Here is a 20624-nt window from a genome sequence, read left to right as displayed (position 1 = left end):
CTGTAATTTTTGGTATCAGTAATATCTTATGCCCTTCACTTTGCCACGATTTTAGTACTCTGCAATTAGGTATATTTGATTTTAATATTGATAATATCATTATCATGTCTATTCAAAAAAGAAGCGCTCTTGATATATACAAGAGGCTTCCTTTTTTATTATGACGGTAATTGTATCAAACCTTGTTCTATCATTTGTTCTACTGCGCGTGTGACTGCGATTTTAACGTGTTCATACGTTAACCCCCCTTGTACATAGGCTTCATAAGGTGGACGTATTGGACCGTCCGCAGAAAGTTCTATCGATGAACCTTGTACAAATGTTCCTGCTGCCATAATAACATCATCTTCATATCCTGGCATATAGCTGGGTTCAGGACTAAAATGCGCGTTAATGGGTGAGGCGTGTTGGATACTTTGACAAAATTGTATCATTTGTTCAGCTGTTTCGAATGATACAGTTTGAATTAAATCTGTGCGAAATGCATTATAACGTGGTGTCGTTTCCATATTGAGACGTTCTAGTAATAAACTCGTAAATAAGGCACCTTTTAAACTTTGGCTAACAATATGTGGACTTAAAAAGAAACCTTGATACATCTCATGTAACGAAGACAAAGAGGCACCTGCTTCTTTACCAATGCCGGGTGCTGTTAAGCGATAGCCACAACGCTCAACTAAATCTTTACGGCCTGCGATATATCCCCCTGTTTTAGCCAGCCCACCTCCCGGATTTTTAATTAATGAACCTGCCATTAAATCTGCTCCTACCTCAATCGGTTCACGTGTTTCGACAAATTCACCATAACAATTATCTACAAAAATAATAACTTCTGGAAATTGTGCTTTAATCTGTTGAATCACTTGCTCTATTGCTTCTATCGTTATCGACGGACGTTGGTCATATCCTTTGGAGCGTTGAATCGCAATAACTTTAGTATGGGGCTGAATGGCTGCCTTAACAGAGGCTATATCGATAACGCCTTGCTTCAAAGCGATTTCTCGGTAATGAATACCATACTCCTGTAAACTTTCAATACCTGTGCCGTTGACGCCAATGACTTCGAGCAATGTATCATACGGACTTCCTGTAATATACATCAATTCGTCACCCGGTTTGAGTAAGCTCTGTAATGCAATTGTAATGGCATGTGTGCCAGAGATGATTTGTGGTCGAACCATTGCATCTTCTGCTTTAAACGTTTCTGCGTATACTGCTTCTAAATGATCTCTACCAAAGTCATCATAGCCATATCCCGTCGATCCTTGCAAATCAGCTTCTGTAATTTTAACTTTGTGAAATGCATCTAATACGTTGGCTTGATTATGGTAAGCACGCATTTCAATTTCTCTAAAATAAGGTGCTAATGTCTGTTCTACTTCTTCAATTAATTGTGTAAGTTCTGTCATTTCTAAACTACTTTCTATATATTTTTATATCCTTCAACATGATACGTTTCTGTTGATTCGTCAAAGTTTAATGTTGTCACTAGCGTATGCTGCTTCAAATCATACAAACGATGCGCTGCATGACTGGGAACCTGCTCTTCATAAAATACCATTTGTGCTTTCATATGTGTTAAAATTGCTGCTTTTACTTTTTCAATATCTTCTGGCGCTTTCGTTGATACAAATACCGATGGCTGATCTGATACCGGCAAAGTCCCCTGATGCTGATCTCGCTTATTAAATAAAACAATTTGTGGAATCTCCGACATCTCTAACGTTTTAATCAGTTGATTGACTGTATCATATTGTGCTTTATAATCTTTGTTACTCGTATCGACAACGTGTAGTAACATATCTGCTCGCTTCGCTTCTTCTAGTGTGGACTTGAATGCTTCTATTAGCGTTGTGGGGAGTTTTTGAATAAAGCCCACCGTATCTGAAATAATCACCTGAAAACCTTCATTTAACGTCAGCTGCCGTGTTTTAGGGTCTAACGTCGCAAAAAGCAAATCTTTTTCATAAGTTTCTGCCTGCGTTAAAATGTTAAACCACGATGACTTTCCTGCATTCGTATAGCCTACTAATGCAATTTGAAAGATACGTTGCTGATCACGTTTATTCCGATAGCGTTCACGATGTGCGGTCACTTCATTCAGTTTACGCTTAATTTCTGTCATACGTGTTCGGATATGGCGTCGATCCGTTTCCAACTTTGTTTCACCCGGTCCTCGTGTTCCAATTCCTCCACCTAGACGTGACAAACTTTTACCATGTCCCATCAATCTTGGCAATAAATAATCAAGCTGTGCATATTCCACCTGTAATTGTCCTTCTCTACTCTTGGCACGTAATGCAAAAATCTCGAGTATGAGCTGTGTACGATCAATAATTTTTACACCAAGTATCGTATTCAAATTTTTAGATTGTGCTGTTGTCAGTTCATCATTTGCGATCACAACATCTATCTCGTGCGCGTTAATAAAGTCTTGTACTTCTTGTAGCTTCCCTTTTCCAACATAGTAGCGTTGATCAACTTCATTTTTATTTTGAGTAAACTGCCCTTTTACATCCAATTCACACGTATAAGATAATGCGTTCAGTTCTGCCATCGTCTGATCGAAATTGTAATCTGAACGATACAAATCTACACCGACCAATACAGCTTTTTCTAACTGTTTTGCTGTTGAATAAGTTTGTCGTTTTTGCATGCTATCACCCAACATTCTTTTGACATAATACTCTTTATTCTATCATAGTGTGTCCTTTAAGACTATATGCGAAAGATGTGCTATATTTATTAATAAGAGGTGATCATTATGAACTTATACGATATCGATGTCACAAAAACTGATGGCACCACGTATTCACTCTCCAAATATAAAGGAGATGTCTTATTAATTGTTAATACTGCAAGCGAATGTGGATTTACACCACAATTTGACGGTCTGGAAACACTATACAGAGACTACAAGGATCAAGGGTTAACTGTTTTAGGATTTCCATGTAATCAATTTGGTAAACAAGAACCCGGAACAGGTCATGAAGCCGAGACGAATTGTAAATTGAATTATGGCGTTACATTTCCGATGCATGAAAAAATTGATGTGAATGGTGACAACACACATCCACTGTTTGAATATTTGAAATCACAACAATCTGGTTTGCTTGGTGGAAATATTAAGTGGAATTTTACCAAATTTCTTGTGGATCGTGAAGGCAATGTGGTGAATCGTTTTTCTCCACAAAAGACACCCGAAAAATTAAGATCAGATATTGAACATTTATTATAGTTTCAAATAATGAAATCTCAATATAAAAAGCGTTACACTCCCTATTCGATAAGTGTAACGCTTTTTTACTCTGTTGCTATTTCATTGTAGCATCTGTACTCTAAGAAAAGATATGAAAGAATCGGAATTTATATAATATAAACCCTAGCTCTTTCACCAACATCACATCAAGATGATTGTGCGCCTTCTAAAAATGTACTAATCGCATGTTTGTAAATTAAATGATGTCGTTCTTGTGAAAGTAGATCAATCACGTACTTATCATAATCATGAATCGTGCCACGTAATTGAAAGCCATTTGTCAAAAAGACTGTTAGCTCTTTCCCCTCTCTTTTAAAAGTTTCAAGGTACTCATCTTGAATGTTTCTTTTCTCAACCATTTTCATTTCTCCTTTTGCATATTTGGGTTGTGAGCTCAGATAACATTGAAGTAAGTGACATCTTCTCTCTATCTAACCAATGAACATTTAATTTGTTTTTGAACCAAGTTAGCTGTCTTTTCGCATAGTGGCGTGAATGTTGTTTTAATAAATCTGTTGCTACATCAACATCCATATCACCCGTTATAACAGGAATCATCTCCTTATAACCGATAGCCTGCATACTTTGACATGACGCATAGCCTTGGTCCATAAGTTCTTGCACTTCATCCAATAAACCTTGAGACAACATCATGTCGACACGTTTGTTTATCTTTTGATATAATGTTTCGCGCGACATTTCTATCCCTGCTATTAATGTATCATAATTTTCTGTTAACTGGGTACTTTTCTTACGATTACTTAGAACTTTTTTTGTTTTTAAATAATATTCGATGGCACGCATTACTCTTTGTCTGTTATTCGGATGAATCGCTTGCTGTGATTCAGGATCAAATGTACCTAAATATGCGTGCAATGCCTCATTAGAATACGTTTCAAGTGCTTTCATCTGTACTGCCACTTTGGCCTCATGTTCAGGAGATACCGATTCATCTTCAAAATGATAATCATAAATCACAGATTGTATGTAAAGGCCTGTTCCTCCTGCGATAATAGGGATTTTTCCCCTCGCAGTAATATCATGAATTAATGGTTTGACACGCTGTTGGAAGTCATATGCTGAAAAAGTTTCATCAGGGTTTAAAATATCAATCAAATAATGAGGGATACCCGCCATCTCTTCCTGTGTCACTTTTGCTGTACCGATATCCATCCCTTTGTATACTTGCATCGAATCACCACTAATAATCTCTCCATCTATTGCTTTTGCGAGTTCTACACTTAACGCTGTTTTCCCACTTGCAGTCGGTCCTACGATGACTACGAGCAAAGGTTTTGATTTATTCATCTTCTTCCCTCACTTTTACTTTTTGGATGATTTGACGACTCATCCAGTCTAGCATATGTTTCCATACGGTTTCATGATCATGTTCAAATAAAACTTCGTGTCTTTTATGGGGATACAATTGTACTGTAATATGATGAATACCGCCCTGCTTGAATAAGCGTGCAAGACGACGTACACCTTCTCCCTGTTCACCAAATGGATCATCCTTACCAGACACGAGTAATACGGGGATGTTTTTGTTCATGCGTTTAATATTTTTTAATGTTGCAGTCGTCATCATGTGCTGCGTCACACTATACACGAGTTGATTGGATACTTTAAAACCTGCATAGTCATCTTCAATGTATGCATCTACTACTTGATGATTGGAACTGATCCAATCACTTGATGTTCGACGTGGTTTAAAGTGCTTGTTGAAACGACCCGTTACCGCATGATTGACCCAGTTCAGTTTACGTTGCTTGCCGCATAACAGTGTTACCAGTTTTAATACTACAACTACTGGGTAACCTTGCCATCTTCTAAATAACCCTGTGCCACTCAAGATTAATCCTTGTAATACATCAGGGTATGTTTGAGAGAATTGACGTGCAATAATTGATCCCATAGAATGACCGAGTACAATATACGGTAGATCACTCCCTATATCAGGACGTAATGTGGTTTGAACTTCGTAAGCATCTGTTACAACTTGTTCTATAGATTCAAAATGACCTCGAATACTGTCAATATCTTGACCATGTCCTCGATGATTATGACGCAATACATGATAACCTTGTGCATTTAACTTATGTACGAGGGGCGTGTAGCGATCCATATGTTCTGCCATACCATGAAAAATATGTACGACACCCACAGCTTCTCGATCTGAACGATCTATTTTTGCTTCTAACATCGTTCCATCTGTCATTGAAATTTTCATCGCCTCATGTTTCACCATTGTATGCACACCTTTCTACTATGCTCTTATCTTTTACTTTACCATATGCATTAGCGATGTGATAGAGCATCATTCAGAAAGAGAGATTAACTGATGACCTAATAAAAAACCATTGGCTTGTGCGGAGAAATGAGAGGATTGTATGGTGTGAATCATTAACACCATCTTCATTAAACACGACTTGCCAATGGTTTTTACAATCTATTTGATTTTTATAGGCTCTTACACTTTATCCTTCAGAAGGTTGATGTTGACCGTGACGTGCTTCTTCAATTGCTTGTTCGAGTTCAGCCTTATATTGTGCTTTGGTTTGTTCATCATAACCTACAAGTTGTGCTAACACATCTACTACCGCGTCTTTATGACGTATTACTGATGCAATATCAAAATAGATAGCTCCTGTACGTCTGACAAAGAAATCTGTTGGCTTAATCACCAATTCATTTTGTACACTATACACAAGCTCTACATATAACGCTAAAGGTAAGCTTGTATTTTGATATTGTGCTGCTTGTGCAAGCTCAAATAATGCATCTACATTTGAACCATAGCGACGTACAAGATGTTCTGCGAGTTGTGTATCTAAGTTAAATGTTTCAGCAACTTTGACTTTCTGTTGAACAAAGTTTTCAAAGTTTGCACTGCCGCCTACATCTCCCCCAGAAATTGGAATATGTTTTGTATTCACATCTTTAAATTTATCGCCGTATTCTTGTTTAAGTCGTTTTTCAACTAAATCCATAATATCTGCAGCCATATGGCGGTAGCCTGTTAATTTACCACCTGCAATCGTTAATAAGCCTGATTTGCCTTCCCATACTTCATCTTTTCGTGAAATTTCAGATGGGTCTTTACCTTCTTCTAAAATCAATGGACGAATACCTGCCCATGTAGATTCAATATCACTATCTGATACTTTAACTGTTGGGAACATATAGTTAATCGCATCAATTAGATAGTCTCGATCTTCTTGATTGACTTGTGGGCTTGCTTTGTCATTGTTATAGAATGTATCAGTCGTACCGACATAAGCTTTGCCATCACGAGGAATAGCGAAGATCATACGACCATCATGTTCTGTATCAAAGTAAACAGCTTGGCGCAATGGAAACTTAGATTGATCAATAACAACATGAACCCCTTTTGTTAGGCGAAGTTGTTTATTATTTTTAGAGTAGTCTGCACGACGGACTTCATCTACCCATGGACCTGTTGCATTTACTACTTTTTTTGCACGTACTTCGAATGTATCGTTCGTTAAACGATCTGTCACAGCTACACCGTTCACTTTTTCTTTATGATCATATAAAAAGTTTGTGACTTTAGCATAGTTGATAATATCTGCACCTTGTTCAGCAGCTTTTTTCATTACCTCAATAGTAAGTCGGGCATCATCTGTACGATATTCGACGTAGTAACCCCCACCTTTAAGACCTTCTTGTTTAACAAGTGGCTCTTTATCCATCGTTTGTTTTTTATTCAACATTTTTTTGCGTTCAGATTTTTTTACACCTGCAAGTCGATCATAAAGTCCGAGTCCAATAGACGTTGAGAATTTGCCGAATGTACCGCCTTTATGCATAGGCAATAACATCCACTCTGGTGTTGTCACGTGTGGTCCATTTTCGTATACAATTGCACGCTCTTTACCTGTCTCAGCTACAACACCCACTTGAAATTGTTTTAAATAACGTAATCCACCGTGGACGAGTTTTGTAGAACGTGAACTTGTCCCCTGTGCAAAGTCTTGCATCTCTACCAAAGCTACCTTCATACCACGTGCTGATGCGTCCAATGCGATACCTGCTCCAGTAATACCGCCCCCAACAACTACGACATCATACATACCTTGTTGCATTTTTTCTTTTACGGATTGACGCTTTAATGTTGATAAACTCATATCTATCCTGCCTCCTATTTTTACTAAAAAAGGAGAGACTCCTCCCCACACACTTATTTAAAGTTGTATGAAAAAGTCTCTCCTAATCTCGAGTGGTACTATTAACTTAACTTCAGTATATCACAGTTGTTACGCCTCGTCTAACTTGAAAACTTGCGTGGCTTCAACTGCTTTTTTCCACCCTTTGTACAATTTGTGTCTTTTTTCTTCTGACATTTCAGGTTCAAAAGCTTTTTCTAACTTCCAATGATTGCTAACATGCGATTGGTCTTTCCAAAATCCTGTCGCAATACCTGCTAAATATGCAGCGCCTAATGCTGTTGTTTCACTAACTTCTGGTCGCTCGACTTCAATGTTTAATAAGTCTGCTTGGAATTGCATCAAGAAGTTATTTTGTACTGCGCCACCATCAACACGTAAACCATTAACATCAATACCTGAATCTTGTGCCATCGCTTCAATTACATCACGTGTTTGGTAACACAATGACTCTAAAGTCGCACGGATGAAATGTTCTTTTCGTGTACCGCGTGTTAATCCAAAGATCGCCCCACGTGCTTCTGAATCCCAATACGGTGTACCTAAACCAACAAATGCTGGCACAACATAAACACCTTCTGTATCTTCAACACGTGATGCATAGTCTTCTGATTGTGGTGCAGAATGAATCATGCGTAAGCCATCACGCAACCACTGTATTGCAGAACCTGACACAAAAATGGAACCTTCTAATGCATAGTTCACTTTACCATCAATACCGTAAGCGATTGTTGTTAATAACCCGTGATCTGATGTTACAGCTTCTTCTCCGGTATTCATAAGCATAAAGCCACCTGTACCGTATGTATTTTTGACATCACCACGTTCAAAGCAGGCTTGACCAAATAGTGCTGCTTGTTGGTCACCCGCAATACCTGCAATAGGTACTTTTTGACCAAAGAAATGATAGTCTTTTGTTTCACAGTAAATTTCACTAGACGGACGTACTTCTGGTAACATCACCTCTGGGACATCTAGCAACTCCAGCAATTCTTTGTCCCACTTCAACTCATGGATGTTATACATTAACGTACGGCTTGCATTTGTATAATCCGTTACATGCGCTTGACCCCCTGAAAGTTTCCAAACGAGCCACGTATCGATTGTTCCAAATAATAAATCTCCATTTTCAGCTTTTTCACGTGCACCTTCTACTTCATCTAAAATCCATTTCACTTTTGTACCTGAAAAATAAGGATCTAAAATTAAACCTGTCTTGTTGCGGAAGGTTGTTTCATGCCCTTCGTTTTTGAGTTGATCACAGATATGCTGCGTTTGACGGGATTGCCATACAATCGCATGATAAATTGGACGCCCTGTATGTTTATCCCATACGACTGTAGTTTCACGTTGGTTTGTAATACCGATACTTGCCACCTCTGATGCGGCAATGTTATTTTCATTTAACACTGCTGCCATAACTGAAATCACAGATGTCCAAATCTCGTTCGCATCGTGTTCAACCCAGCCTGACTTTGGAAAATGTTGCTTAAATTCTCGCTGTGATACGCCACGAATCTCTCCATTTTCATCAAATAAAATCGCTCTCGAACTTGTCGTCCCCTGATCAATTGCTAAAATATATTTTCCCATAATATAGACTCCTCTCAATGCACATATCTAAATTTGTGCAATATCTTCTTTGTTCGCTTTTTTGTTCATCACTTGACCTAATAACAGTGTCAGCGCGACGAGAATGCATGTCACAATCGTCCATGCATCTATCACGTTTTGGAATACTAAACGATAAATCACCGCACCGAGCATTCCACCAACAATTGGTCCTAGCACAGGTACAATCGCATATGCCCAATCACTGCCACCTTTATTATGTATTGGTAAAAGTGCATGTGCGATACGAGGACCTAAGTCACGTGCTGGATTAATTGCATAACCTGTTGATCCTCCCAAGCTGACACCTATTGCAACAATAAGCGCACCCACAATCAATGGGTTAAGACCATCTGTAAATTGATTTGCCCCAATAAACAATAAACCTGCGATTAATACCGCTGTACCAATAATCTCTGTTAAAAAGTTAGCCATATAGTTGCGTAAACCGGGTGCTGTAGAAAATACACCTAACTTTGCAGCTTTATCTTCAGTTGCACGCCAGTGTGGTAAATACGTTAACCATGTCAATGCCGCACCAACAATCGCACCTAACATCTGTGCAATAATATAGCCGGGTACTTGATACCACGGGAAGTCACCTGTTACCGCAAATGCCACTGTTACTGCCGGGTTTAAATGTGCACCTGAAAATTGACCTACTGCGTAAACACCTAATGTCACAGCAAGCCCCCAACCAATCGCAATAACAATCCAATCGGCAGCTTCACCTTTCGACTTCTTCAACACAACATTGGCAACAACGCCACCGCCCATGAGTAGTAAAAGCGCCGTACCGAAAAATTCCGCTAAGTATACATTCATATCTCTTTTTCCTCCCTTTAGCGAAAAAGAGACTACCACAAAACGCACTACACCTATTGATATAATACGAACGCAGAAGTCTCTTAGTCTCTTTTCTAATATTAACTTGTTTTTTATAATACACATATATGAAAACGCTGTCAAATTATAAATTTGTTTTTTATAAAATTTTTATAAGATGCTGCGCTTACCATAATGCACGGTCACTCGTTGTAATATAAGTGGCACCGTGATCAATAGCACGCTTGACCTCTTCTGGCGTATTAATCAAACCTCCTGCTATCACGCGTGTCCCTGTTTGTTGATGAATTTGTTGTAAGACTTTATCTGCAATGCCCGGTAAGACCTCCACATAATCTGGTTGTAAGCGTCGAATAAGCTCAATACTGCGCTCTAAGGCATGACTATCAATAATAAACACACGAAAAATAGTCACAACACCAAGTGATTTTGCTTTTTTGATGACTTTCATTTTGGTAGAGACGATGCCTTTAGGACGATAAGTTTGTATGACATATTCACAAGCATATTCATCTTGACTGATCCCTTTAATCAAATCAATGTGAATAAAGGGCTGTAAGTGATGCTGTGCCATAAATTGCATAACACCTTTAAGATGACCGATATGTGTATCCAATAAAACACATGCTTGATAGTCTGTTTTGGTCAATTTTTCTAAATCTTTCATAGAGCGAATCGCTGGTAATATATATGGTTTCACATAAGTCTTCCCTTCTATTTACTGAATGCGTTTAAACAACCTCTCTAATTCATAGTTCGTAAAGTTAATAATAATAGGTCGCCCATGTGGACATGTAAAAGGGTCTTCCATTTCTCTGAGTTGATCGATCAAATGTGCCATCTCATCTTTTTTCAAGTAGTGGTTTGCTTTAATCGATTTTTTACAACTCATCATAATTGCCGCTTCTTCACGAAATTTTGCAATGTTTAATGTTTTATGTGCAATCACATATTCAATAATATCTTTAATAATATTTTCAACTTCATCTTTAGGAAACCATACCGGATAACTGTTAATAATATAATCATGTCCACCAAATGGTTCGAGTAAAATACCCGCCTTTGCCAATTCATCACGTGATTGTTCAATAATCAACTGTTCATCTTTCGAAAAGCTAAATGTAAGTGGGATTAATAAATTTTGGTTTTCATTTGTGACTTCACCAATTTTATCTCGAAAGTATTCATATTTAATACGCTCTTGTGCGGCATGTTGGTCGATTAAATACATCCCTGTATCATTTTGCGCCACAATATATGTACCATGTACTTGTCCAACAACTTCCATATACGGCACACGAGGCTGTGATTCTACAGATGTATCTATTTGTTGTACATCTGTATTTTCATGACGAACGTCTTCCATATCACGCAATACTTCACGCTGTTGTACAGCAAAGTTGTTATCGTCACCCTCATGATCTGAGGATACAGACGGCTCTTTATATCCGTCACTTGTATAAAGCGGTGTCGTTTCTTGTATATGTTCCGTCTGTTCTGATACTTCAGGCTCAAGTGAAGTTGCTGTATCATCATTCATATCAGACGCGTCATTTTGTTGGTGTCTACGCTGTTCAAAAGCTATTTTTTGTTGTTCAAAATGTTCAAGTACTTTTTTAGGTTGATATTTATGTTGCAGATCATTTTTAGGAATCAATGTTTGATCTTGAAATACTTCACGAATCTTTTCCACAATTAATGCATACAACTGATCCTCTTTCGATAACCGCACTTCAAGTTTTGTCGGATGGACATTCACGTCTACTAATATGGGGTCCATTTTAATATTAATATATACGATGGGATACCGACCGATTGTGAGCAATGTATGATAACCTTCTATAACTGCTTTACTCAAGACAAAGTTTTTAATGTAACGTCCATTAATAAAGATTGAAATATAGTGTTTGTTGCTGCGAGAATGTTCTGGCTTTGCAACAAATCCTTCAATCTGATAATCACTTGTTTCTCCAGATATAGGTAATAAATCACGCGCGATCTTCATACCATATATTTCTGCCATAACTTCATTCGTACGCCCAGATCCATTTGTTCGCAATGATGTTTTACCATCATTTGTTAATGACATACGAATATGAGGATGACTCATTGCCATGCGATTGATAATATCTGTAATTTTACCTAGCTCTGTATGTAGGCTCTTAATATATTTCAAACGTGCAGGTGTATTGTAAAATAAGTCTGTAACTTTAATATCTGTACCTTGACGTGCCTTTGCAGGTTTTTGTGTCAGTATTTCACCCTCTTCTGCATAAACTTCAAAGCCGTCAATACCATCAGTTGAGGTTTGCAAGGTGACCTTTGCCACAGAGGCAATACTTGCTAAAGCTTCTCCACGAAAGCCCAATGTACGAATATGAAATAAGTCATCATCGTCATAAAGTTTACTCGTTGCATGACGATGAAAGACTAAAGACAAATCCTCTTCTGCAATGCCCGAACCATTATCAACAACACGTATGGACGCGACACCCGACTCTTGAACTTCTACATTAATTTCTGTTGCTCCTGCATCGATACTATTTTCTAACAATTCTTTAACAACAGAGCTTGGGCGTTCTACGACTTCACCTGCTGCAATTTTATTGGCAAGTGATGTTTGTAATGCTTTGATTTTTCCCATTATGTCACCTTCTACTGTAATCTATTTTGTAGTTCACTCAGCTTAACTAGTGCGTCTATTGGTGTCATCTGTGTTAAGTTTAATGCTTTAATCTCCTGTTCAATATCACTGGACTGTGTTTGCTCAAACAAGTCAAATGCAGGTTGCTCATATGTGTGTGCAGATGCCTCTTCTTCTGATACGTTTGCTTTTGCTGGTTCATGCACTGTACGATGATTGTCTGTTTCAGATACAATAGCTGTCGCTTTATCTTTTGCTTCAAATGCCTCAAGAATGACTTGTGCACGTTCAATGACTGCTTCCGGTAAATCTGCAAGTTTCGCCACTTGTATCCCATAGCTATTTGCCACTGCGCCCTCTTTCACTTTATGTAAAAAGATGAGCTCACCTCGATATTCATTGGCTGCCACGTGTACATTTTTCAAACAAGGCAACGACTGTTCTAAGTCAGTCAACTCGTGATAATGTGTTGAAAATAATGTTTTTGCTTGTGACGTATGCGCAACATATTCAATCATTGCTTGTGCCAATGCGAGTCCATCATATGTCGATGTACCACGACCAATCTCATCAAAGATAATTAAGCTATCCGGTGTTGCATAGCGTAATGCTTTTTGTGCTTCAAGCATTTCGACCATAAATGTACTTTTACCTGAAACAAGATCATCTGCTGCACCAATACGTGTAAAAATTTGATCAAATATCGGTAATGTTGCAGATTGACACGGCACAAACGCCCCCATCTGCGCCATAATACTAATGATCGCCACTTGTCTCATATACGTGGACTTACCTGACATATTCGGTCCAGTAATCAAATAGATGAACAACTCAGCATCTAAATGGCAATCATTAGGTACATAATCATTATAATCCATGACACGTTCTACCACAGGATGACGTGCATCGACAAGTTGTAATGTTTTATCTTGACTAAATGATGGACGCACATAGTTGTATTGTTGTGCAATTTCTGCAAAGCTTTGTAAACAATCCAACTCTGAAATTATTTTTGCCTGTTGCTGCAAGCGTTCCGTATATTGTTTGACATCGTTTCTTAACGCTGTAAACAATTGATATTCGAGCTCTATAGATTTATCTTGCGCCCCTAAAATAATACTTTCTTTTTCCTTTAATTCATCGGTAATAAAACGCTCTGAATTAGACAGCGTTTGTTTGCGTTGATAACCGTATGCTTCTGGATTAAAATTTGTAAGGTTCGCACGCGTAATCTCAATGTAATAGCCAAATACTTTATTAAAACTCACTTTTAATGATTTGATACCTGTACGTTCGCGTTCTTTCGCTTGTAATTCTGCCAACCATGTTTTTCCATTGCGTGATGCATCGATTAATGCATCAAGTTCTTGATTAAAGCCTGTTTTAAATAGTCCGCCTTCTTTCACAGACAACGGTGGCTCATCGACAAGACTCCGCTCTAATACTTCTAATAAGTCCTCTAAAGGTTCTAATGCATTAAAATGTGCAATAGCTTCATGATCCATGGACTGCAATAATGTCTTAATCGCAGGGATTTGTGCAATAGAGTGTTTGAGCTGCACAAGATCTTTTGCATTGACATTACCAAAGCTCACACGTCCTACTAAGCGCTCAATATCATAGACTTCTGTTAAATACTCTCTCAATGTTGCACGTTCAATAAAACAGTTCAAAAATTGCGTGACTGCATCATGACGTTTCATAATAGCATCACGTTGAATTAATGGTCGATCAATCCATTGTTTTAAACGTCTCGCTCCCATAGGTGTTTTTGTTTTGTCCATGAGCCATAGCAATGTTCCTTTTTTAGACTTCAAGCGTATACTTTCTGTCAATTCAAGATTGCGTTTAGCATAATAATCCATCTTCATATAGTCAACAGCATGATAAGTTTCAGCTGGTTCAATGTGTGACATATCACGTTTTTGTGTGTCATAAATATAATCCAATAACATTTGTACAACTTGTTTCATTAAAGGCTGCTCGAGTTGATTGACATCATACTGTGTATCAGAAATCACCTCACGTACCGTTACGGTCTCCGTAATCATGCTCAGCTGACGTCTTAACGCATCTGACATTGGACGTGCAACAACAATTTCATTCGGCTGAATCGTTGTCACTTCATTGATCAATGTACTTTCATCTTCAAAGTGTGTGACCTTTAACTCTCCTGTCGAAATATCACAGTAACTCAGTGCATAACCTTCATCCTCTAAAAAACTTAAAATGTAGTTGTTGCGAGTCTCATCTACATCTCCTTGTTCCATCATCGTCCCCGGTGTGACGATGCGAACCACTTCTCGCTTAACCATCCCTTTGACTTGGCGCGGATCTTCCATTTGTTCACATATCGCCACTTTAAAACCATTTTGAATGAGTGTTTCAATGTAGCCATCTGCCGAATGGTGTGGCACACCCGCCATCGGTATCGGGTTTTCTTTTTTGGCATCTCGTTTTGTTAGCGTAATCTCCAACACACGTGCTGCCGTAATAGCATCTTCATAAAATAACTCGTAAAAATCCCCAAGTCGAAAAAATAACAACGCATCTTGATGTTGTGATTTGATTGAAAGATATTGTTTCATCATTGGCGTCACATTTGACATTTTTATCACAATCCTTTTTCTATCTCATTGATTCACTTCTTGTATCATTTGTTGCATTATGTATAAAAGGCTAGACGATGCGCATACTTCCACCCGTCTAGCCTATTCGTCATTTTGATTTTCGCGTTGTATAATTGTGAAGCTTTGTTAATATACCACGTTTTTTAAGTACAATTAATAAACCATAGCTCACGCCTGCTCCAATCATACTTGAAACAATAAATACTGTCATTAATGGTTTAATCAGAAAACCATCCAAATGAATAAGCCATGCGATTGGAATACATACAAGACTCCCTAAAATACCTGTACCGACAACCTCACCGATTGCTGCAACAAACAAATGACGGTTGACATAATAAAACAAACTTGCCAATAACACACCAATCATACTACCGGGAAAGGCAAATACTGTTCCCGTACCAAATAAGACACGAATCGTTGATGATAAAAAGGCTTGTGCTAATCCATACCACGGTCCTAGCAATACGGCGCTCAAAACGTTGATAAAATGTTGCATCGGGGCAGCTTTAACCGGCCCAAGTGGTATGACTACAACTGTGCTCAATACAACATTGATCGCAATAAATAACGCAGTCAGAGTCAGCTTCCTAGTATTCATCGTTATCTCTCCTATCTTCATTCATTCGTGTCATCGATTTGTAATCCCACACCTTCTGCTAATGTTTCAATCATGAAATGTAATGTATCATTGGCTTGTGCTTGTGCTTGTCGAAACTCCGATACGATTGGAATATCATCAATTTGCGTTTGGATAGACTGAATTGCCTCTTCCGAACGCTCATAAGCTATCGGCTTATTATAGTTCTGTAAATTCACAGACTGTTTTTGCTGTTGTTTTAATGATTGCATTTGCGTTGCAATATGCTCATTTTGATGAATTTGTGCTTCTACTTGTCGATAATGTTGAATGGTTTCTAAATTTTGAATAGATGTTTGTAATGCGCGAGCAGCTTGTAACACATCTTCTCGCGTTGACATCTATTGTGTCACCATCGCAGCATCACTCACACCAAGAAACTCACCATTTAATGAATATTGTTTTGCCTCTGTAATCTTCACGTCTACAATTTTACCGATAGCCGATTGTGGTGCTCGGAAGTTAACAAGCTTATTGCGTTCTGTATAACCTGCAAGTACCGTATCATCTTTCTTACTTGCACCTTCACATAAGACTTTTACTGTTTGCCCTTCATAGGCTTTTAACGCTTGAGATGAATATGCACCTACAAGTTGATTTAAACGCTGTAATCGCTCTTTCTTCACTTCTGTCGGTACATTATCTTTCATCTTCGCAGCAGGCGTACCGTCTCGTTGTGAATACAAGTACGTATACGCATGTTCAAAACCTACAATCTCATATAATGACAGTGTTTCTTCAAATTGTTCTTCCGTTTCATTCGGATAACCTACAATAATATCCGTCGTTAAAGCAACATCAGGTATGGCTGCTTTAATACGTGATACAAGGTCTAAATAACCTTCTCGTGTATATTTTCGTCCCATAATTTTTAATACTTGATTGTTACCAGACTGCACAGGTAAATGAATATGTGGCACGATGTTACCACCTTTAGCAATCACTTCGATCATGCGATCCGTAAAGTCCCACGGATGACTCGTCGTAAAACGAACACGTGGAATATCAATTTTAGAAATATCTTCCATCAAATCGCCTAGACCATAATCTAAATCTTCCAAGTCTTTGCCGTATGAGTTAACATTTTGACCGAGTAGTGTAATCTCCTGATAACCTTGACGTGCTAAATCACGCACTTCATCAATAATATCTTGTGGACGACGACTACGCTCCTTACCACGTGTGAAAGGTACAATACAATATGTACAGAATTTATCGCAACCATACATGATATTCACCCATGCTTTAATTCGACCTTCACGTACTTTTGGCAAGTTTTCAATAACATCGCCTTCTTTAGACCATACTTCAACGACCATCGCTTTGGACAAATATGCTTCTTCCAAAATTTGTGGTAAACGATGAATATTATGTGTTCCAAAGATCATATCAACATTTTGGTATGATTTTAAAATTTTATTCACTACTGATTCTTCTTGTGACATACAACCACAAACACCAATTAAACAGTCTGGGCGTTCCTGTTTAATATGTTTTAAATTACCAATCTCACCAAAAACTTTATTTTCTGCGTTTTCACGAATGGCGCACGTATTCAATAAGATAACATCAGCGACATTGACATCTTCAGTCGGTGTATATCCAAGCGCTGTAAATATACCTGCCATCACTTCTGTATCATGGGCATTCATTTGACAACCATATGTCTTAATTAAAAACGTACGTCCTTTCCCCATACCACGATATTTTTCATCAATTTGAAAATCACGGTTATAAACGGTTTCTTCTTTACCACGTTTTTTAGCTTCTTTTAAGCTTGGGGGCTGATAGACGTGTTCGAAATATTTGCTATAATCTTTTTCTTTATCTTTACGATTTGCTAAAACATCTAGCGTTCCAGCTTTTCTTTGTTCTTCATTCACATGCAAAACCCTTTCTGCCCTTATATCATTAGTACATTATATTAAAAATCATTCAAAAGTGCAAAATGAAAATGCACCTTACCATAGAAATACAGTTAAAATCACAAGTGTATAGCCAACATCTATTTTTCAGTACCCGTTGTCGCTCATCTTTGCTTACGATAATAAAAGCCGGAACATTGTTAGTACTGTTCCAGCTTTTATGTAAGATTAAATTATACAAATTGTTGCGTCAACGCGTCAAACTGTGATGGATCGAGTTGGATATTTTGATGTGCAAGTGGTGTTTCACCTAACGTATCAATTTGTGATTCATATGATGGTGTTTCTGTGTCTTGATACACGATACCTTTAACAAGAGAGTTATGCGACACAACTGTTTGAATCGCTTGTTGTTTATCTGTTCGATCGTAACCTTCAATATCATCTAAACTTGTTAAATGTTCTTTAAACCAATCATACGTATTCACTTTATTGTATGTGACACATGGTGAAAAGACATTGACGAATGAAAAACCATCATGATTAATCGCATCTTCAATCATTTTTGTTAATGCTTTAATGTCACTTGAAAAGCCTTGTGCGACAAACGTAGCACCTGATGATAATGCCAGTTCGAGTGGTGCTACATTTTGCTCGATATTACCTTTAGGCGTTGTTTTTGTGACAAAGCCGGGTGCTGATGATGGCGATGTTTGTCCTTTAGTTAAACCATAGATTTGGTTATCCATGACAATATACGTGATATTCATATTACGACGCAATGCATGAATTGTATGTCCCATACCAATCGCATAGCCATCTCCATCTCCACCAGATGCAATCACCGTCAACTCACGGTTCGCCATTTTCACACCTTGTGCTAATGGCAACGCACGACCATGGATTGAATGCACACCATATGAGTTCACATAGCCTGACAAACGTCCTGAACAACCAATCCCTGTAATTAATGCAACTTCATCCGGTTCTAAACCTACGTTTGCTGCTGCTTTTTGAATCGCTGCCTGTACTGAAAAATCTCCACATCCCGGACACCAGTTCGGTTTGACATTGTTTCTAAAATCTTTAAATGTAGCCAATTACAGTCTCTCCTTTAATGAATTTAAAAGTGTTTGCCCTTGTGTTTCAATTTCATGCGGTAAAAATGGCGTACCATCATATTTCGTTTGTTTGACTAATTTATCGCCTAAATTGACATTCATTTTAATGATATTCGCAAGTTGACCTTGGTAGTTATGCTCCACGACAACAACTTTTTGTGCTTTATCCACTGCATCTTGAATAATTTCAGTTGGGAATGGATGCAGCTGACGAATTTGTAGATGCTCTACTTTATGTCCTTGTGCTTCAAGTCGTGCTGTTCCTTCTTGAATTGCACCTTTGGTTGAAATAAATCCAAGATATAAAATATCAGATTGCTCATGTTTCAACTCGCCCTCAACAGGCTGTTCAATGCGTAAATTTTCTGTTTTACGCATACGTTTATCCATTTGATCTTGACGATTTTGTGGGGCTTCACTCGGTTTACCTTCTTCGTTATGTTCAACACCTGTAACGTGATGAATACCGCCTTTTACGCCCGGAATAGGTCTTGGTGATACTCCTGATTGTGTCACTGCATAGCGCTTGAAGTAATCTTTATCTTCTGGATCACGTTCAATATCTTCAAGTACTGTCGAACCACGATTGATTTTAATTTTATTGTAGTCCAATTGTTTAACCGTTTGTTTACCAAGTGACAGTTGCAAATCACTTAACACAATGACTGGACATTGATACATCTCAGCCAAGTTAAAAGCATCTATCGTTAGATAAAAGGCATCTTCTGCATCAGTAGGGGCAAGTACAATTTTAGGTATATCTCCGTGCGTTCCATAAATCATCTGCATTAAGTCAGATTGTTCTTGCTTCGTTGGTAATCCTGTTGATGGGCCTCCACGTTGTGTGTTCATAATCACAAGTGGTGTTTCTGTCATACCAGACAATCCAATCGCTTCCATCATCAATGATAAGCCCGGTCCTGCTGAAGCGGTAAATGCACGTACACCCCCGTAGTTTGCACCGATAGCCATCGTTGCTGCTGCAATTTCATCTTCTGTTTGAATGACCGTACCACCGACTTGTGGCAGATGATCAATCATATACTCCATAATTTCTGAAGCAGGTGTAATCGGATAAGCAGCCATAAAACGAGAACCACCTGCAATTGCGCCTAAACCTATCGCATCGTTTCCAATCATATAGAGATGTGGCACATTGTCACTCTCAGCTAATGTAAAGTCCCCTTCAATCGTCGACAACTGTGCTTCCATCAACTGATACCCTTCATGCAATGCTTGAATATTGAGTGCTACAACTTTCTCACCCTTTTTCTCAAACATATTTGTAATCAGTGCTTCAAACGGTGCCGTTTCAAGAGACATCAACGCTGCTGTTGCACCAATAGCAACCATATTTTTCATCAATGTTGTACCAAGTGCTTTTGCCACCTCAGTAAATGGCATCACGATAAATTGCGCTTGGCAGTCTTCTGGTTTCTCTGGTTTTGCTTTACTATCTGCTAAGATCACACTATCTGAACGCATTTCATGATGGTTCAAAGCAATTGTTTCTTGATCAAAAGCAACAAGTATATCTAAATCATCACTAATCGCATGTACAGGTGTCGTTGAAACACGAATTTTATTATTCGTATGTCCACCTTTGATGCGGCTAGAGAAGTGACGATATCCGTATAAATAGTATCCTTTGCGGTTCATAGCCGTTGCAAAGATTTCACCCGTAGATTCAATCCCTTCACCTTGCTGTCCGCCTACTTTCCATGATACTTGAGATTTCATAGATTTAGCCTCCTACACGTTTAAGTTCATTATTTATCATATCAAAATAACCCACTATTTTCGCTATAAAATAATGGGTTT

General features: G+C 38.2%; 17 protein-coding genes. 1 reads left to right on the top strand and 16 read right to left on the bottom strand.

What is annotated here, in order from left to right; genetic code table 11:
• Window positions 1-158 precede the first annotated feature (158 nt).
• Both FGL66_RS03980 and hflX read right to left on the bottom strand, forming a co-directional pair.
• Window positions 159-1409 carry a methionine gamma-lyase family protein gene (locus FGL66_RS03980; RefSeq protein ID WP_180810304.1) on the bottom strand — a complete coding sequence of 417 codons (1251 nt, stop codon included), beginning with the start codon at window positions 1407-1409 and terminating at the stop codon, window positions 159-161.
• A gap of 14 nt (window positions 1410-1423) precedes the next feature.
• Window positions 1424-2656, bottom strand: coding sequence for a GTPase HflX (hflX, locus tag FGL66_RS03975; protein WP_180810303.1), 1233 nt, complete (start codon window positions 2654-2656; stop codon window positions 1424-1426).
• A 108-nt stretch (window positions 2657-2764) separates the two neighbouring features.
• Between hflX and FGL66_RS03970 the strand changes: the two genes are divergently transcribed.
• Window positions 2765-3238: a glutathione peroxidase gene (locus tag FGL66_RS03970; RefSeq protein WP_180810302.1), complete on the top strand. Its 474-nt coding sequence runs from the start codon at window positions 2765-2767 to the stop codon at window positions 3236-3238.
• Window positions 3239-3405: 167 nt separating this feature from the next.
• Here FGL66_RS03970 and hfq read toward each other — a convergent pair whose 3' ends face one another.
• From hfq to FGL66_RS03900, 14 genes are all read right to left on the bottom strand, one after another.
• Complete coding sequence (gene hfq / locus FGL66_RS03965) at window positions 3406-3618, bottom strand: RNA chaperone Hfq (protein WP_180810301.1); 213 nt, start codon at window positions 3616-3618, stop codon at window positions 3406-3408.
• Entirely contained in the window at window positions 3611-4567 is a 957-nt protein-coding gene (gene miaA / locus FGL66_RS03960; RefSeq protein WP_180810300.1) for a tRNA (adenosine(37)-N6)-dimethylallyltransferase MiaA, read from the bottom strand. Before miaA ends, hfq begins: the two co-directional genes overlap by 8 nt.
• Window positions 4560-5504 carry an alpha/beta fold hydrolase gene (locus FGL66_RS03955; RefSeq protein WP_374757680.1) on the bottom strand — a complete coding sequence of 315 codons (945 nt, stop codon included), beginning with the start codon at window positions 5502-5504 and terminating at the stop codon, window positions 4560-4562. Before FGL66_RS03955 ends, miaA begins: the two co-directional genes overlap by 8 nt.
• A 232-nt stretch (window positions 5505-5736) precedes the next feature.
• Window positions 5737-7407 carry a glycerol-3-phosphate dehydrogenase/oxidase gene (locus FGL66_RS03950; RefSeq protein WP_180810298.1) on the bottom strand — a complete coding sequence of 557 codons (1671 nt, stop codon included), beginning with the start codon at window positions 7405-7407 and terminating at the stop codon, window positions 5737-5739.
• A gap of 129 nt (window positions 7408-7536) precedes the next feature.
• Window positions 7537-9039 (bottom strand): glycerol kinase GlpK, encoded by a 1503-nt coding sequence (glpK, locus tag FGL66_RS03945; protein WP_180810297.1) that lies wholly within the window; start codon window positions 9037-9039, stop codon window positions 7537-7539.
• Between the two features lie 27 nt (window positions 9040-9066).
• A complete protein-coding gene (locus tag FGL66_RS03940; RefSeq protein ID WP_180810296.1) occupies window positions 9067-9882 on the bottom strand; it encodes an MIP/aquaporin family protein in 816 nt (271 codons plus the stop codon).
• Between the two features lie 187 nt (window positions 9883-10069).
• On the bottom strand, window positions 10070-10603 hold the full coding sequence (locus FGL66_RS03935) for a glycerol-3-phosphate responsive antiterminator (protein ID WP_180810295.1): 534 nt from the start codon (window positions 10601-10603) through the stop codon (window positions 10070-10072).
• Window positions 10604-10621: 18 nt separating this feature from the next.
• Window positions 10622-12547: a DNA mismatch repair endonuclease MutL gene (gene mutL, locus FGL66_RS03930; protein ID WP_180810294.1), complete on the bottom strand. Its 1926-nt coding sequence runs from the start codon at window positions 12545-12547 to the stop codon at window positions 10622-10624.
• A gap of 11 nt (window positions 12548-12558) precedes the next feature.
• The gene (gene mutS, locus FGL66_RS03925; protein ID WP_180810293.1) at window positions 12559-15156 is read right to left on the bottom strand and encodes a DNA mismatch repair protein MutS; all 2598 of its coding nucleotides are present in this window, start codon (window positions 15154-15156) and stop codon (window positions 12559-12561) included.
• 109 nt (window positions 15157-15265) lie between these two features.
• On the bottom strand, window positions 15266-15778 hold the full coding sequence (thiW, locus tag FGL66_RS03920; protein WP_180810292.1) for an energy coupling factor transporter S component ThiW: 513 nt from the start codon (window positions 15776-15778) through the stop codon (window positions 15266-15268).
• 17 nt (window positions 15779-15795) lie between these two features.
• Window positions 15796-16158: a YlbF family regulator gene (locus tag FGL66_RS03915; RefSeq protein ID WP_180810291.1), complete on the bottom strand. Its 363-nt coding sequence runs from the start codon at window positions 16156-16158 to the stop codon at window positions 15796-15798.
• Window positions 16159-17700 carry a tRNA (N6-isopentenyl adenosine(37)-C2)-methylthiotransferase MiaB gene (gene miaB / locus FGL66_RS03910; RefSeq protein ID WP_180810290.1) on the bottom strand — a complete coding sequence of 514 codons (1542 nt, stop codon included), beginning with the start codon at window positions 17698-17700 and terminating at the stop codon, window positions 16159-16161. It abuts the gene before it with no gap.
• A 215-nt stretch (window positions 17701-17915) separates the two neighbouring features.
• Window positions 17916-18782, bottom strand: coding sequence for a 2-oxoacid:ferredoxin oxidoreductase subunit beta (locus FGL66_RS03905; RefSeq protein WP_180810289.1), 867 nt, complete (start codon window positions 18780-18782; stop codon window positions 17916-17918).
• Window positions 18783-20543 (bottom strand): 2-oxoacid:acceptor oxidoreductase subunit alpha, encoded by a 1761-nt coding sequence (locus FGL66_RS03900; RefSeq protein ID WP_180810288.1) that lies wholly within the window; start codon window positions 20541-20543, stop codon window positions 18783-18785.
• Window positions 20544-20624: the final 81 nt, after the last annotated feature.

Origin of the sequence: Staphylococcus sp. 17KM0847 (assembly GCF_013463155.1) — a bacterium.
Taxonomy (GTDB): domain Bacteria; phylum Bacillota; class Bacilli; order Staphylococcales; family Staphylococcaceae; genus Staphylococcus.
Note: the sequence above shows the minus strand (reverse complement) of the source record. Positions and strands in the feature narration are given on the sequence as shown.

Excerpts from the sequence above, each read along its gene's own strand:
- FGL66_RS03980 (WP_180810304.1), bottom strand. The coding sequence starts at position 1,409 with ATGACAGAACTTACACAATTAATTGAAGAAGTAGAACAGACATTAGCA.
- hflX (WP_180810303.1), bottom strand. The coding sequence starts at position 2,656 with ATGCAAAAACGACAAACTTATTCAACAGCAAAACAGTTAGAAAAAGCT.
- FGL66_RS03970 (WP_180810302.1), top strand. The coding sequence starts at position 2,765 with ATGAACTTATACGATATCGATGTCACAAAAACTGATGGCACCACGTAT.
- hfq (WP_180810301.1), bottom strand. The coding sequence starts at position 3,618 with ATGGTTGAGAAAAGAAACATTCAAGATGAGTACCTTGAAACTTTTAAA.
- miaA (WP_180810300.1), bottom strand. The coding sequence starts at position 4,567 with ATGAATAAATCAAAACCTTTGCTCGTAGTCATCGTAGGACCGACTGCA.
- FGL66_RS03950 (WP_180810298.1), bottom strand. The coding sequence starts at position 7,407 with ATGAGTTTATCAACATTAAAGCGTCAATCCGTAAAAGAAAAAATGCAA.
- glpK (WP_180810297.1), bottom strand. The coding sequence starts at position 9,039 with ATGGGAAAATATATTTTAGCAATTGATCAGGGGACGACAAGTTCGAGA.
- FGL66_RS03940 (WP_180810296.1), bottom strand. The coding sequence starts at position 9,882 with ATGAATGTATACTTAGCGGAATTTTTCGGTACGGCGCTTTTACTACTC.
- mutL (WP_180810294.1), bottom strand. The coding sequence starts at position 12,547 with ATGGGAAAAATCAAAGCATTACAAACATCACTTGCCAATAAAATTGCA.
- mutS (WP_180810293.1), bottom strand. The coding sequence starts at position 15,156 with ATGTCAAATGTGACGCCAATGATGAAACAATATCTTTCAATCAAATCA.
- thiW (WP_180810292.1), bottom strand. The coding sequence starts at position 15,778 with ATGAATACTAGGAAGCTGACTCTGACTGCGTTATTTATTGCGATCAAT.
- FGL66_RS03915 (WP_180810291.1), bottom strand. The coding sequence starts at position 16,158 with ATGTCAACGCGAGAAGATGTGTTACAAGCTGCTCGCGCATTACAAACA.
- FGL66_RS03900 (WP_180810288.1), bottom strand. The coding sequence starts at position 20,543 with ATGAAATCTCAAGTATCATGGAAAGTAGGCGGACAGCAAGGTGAAGGG.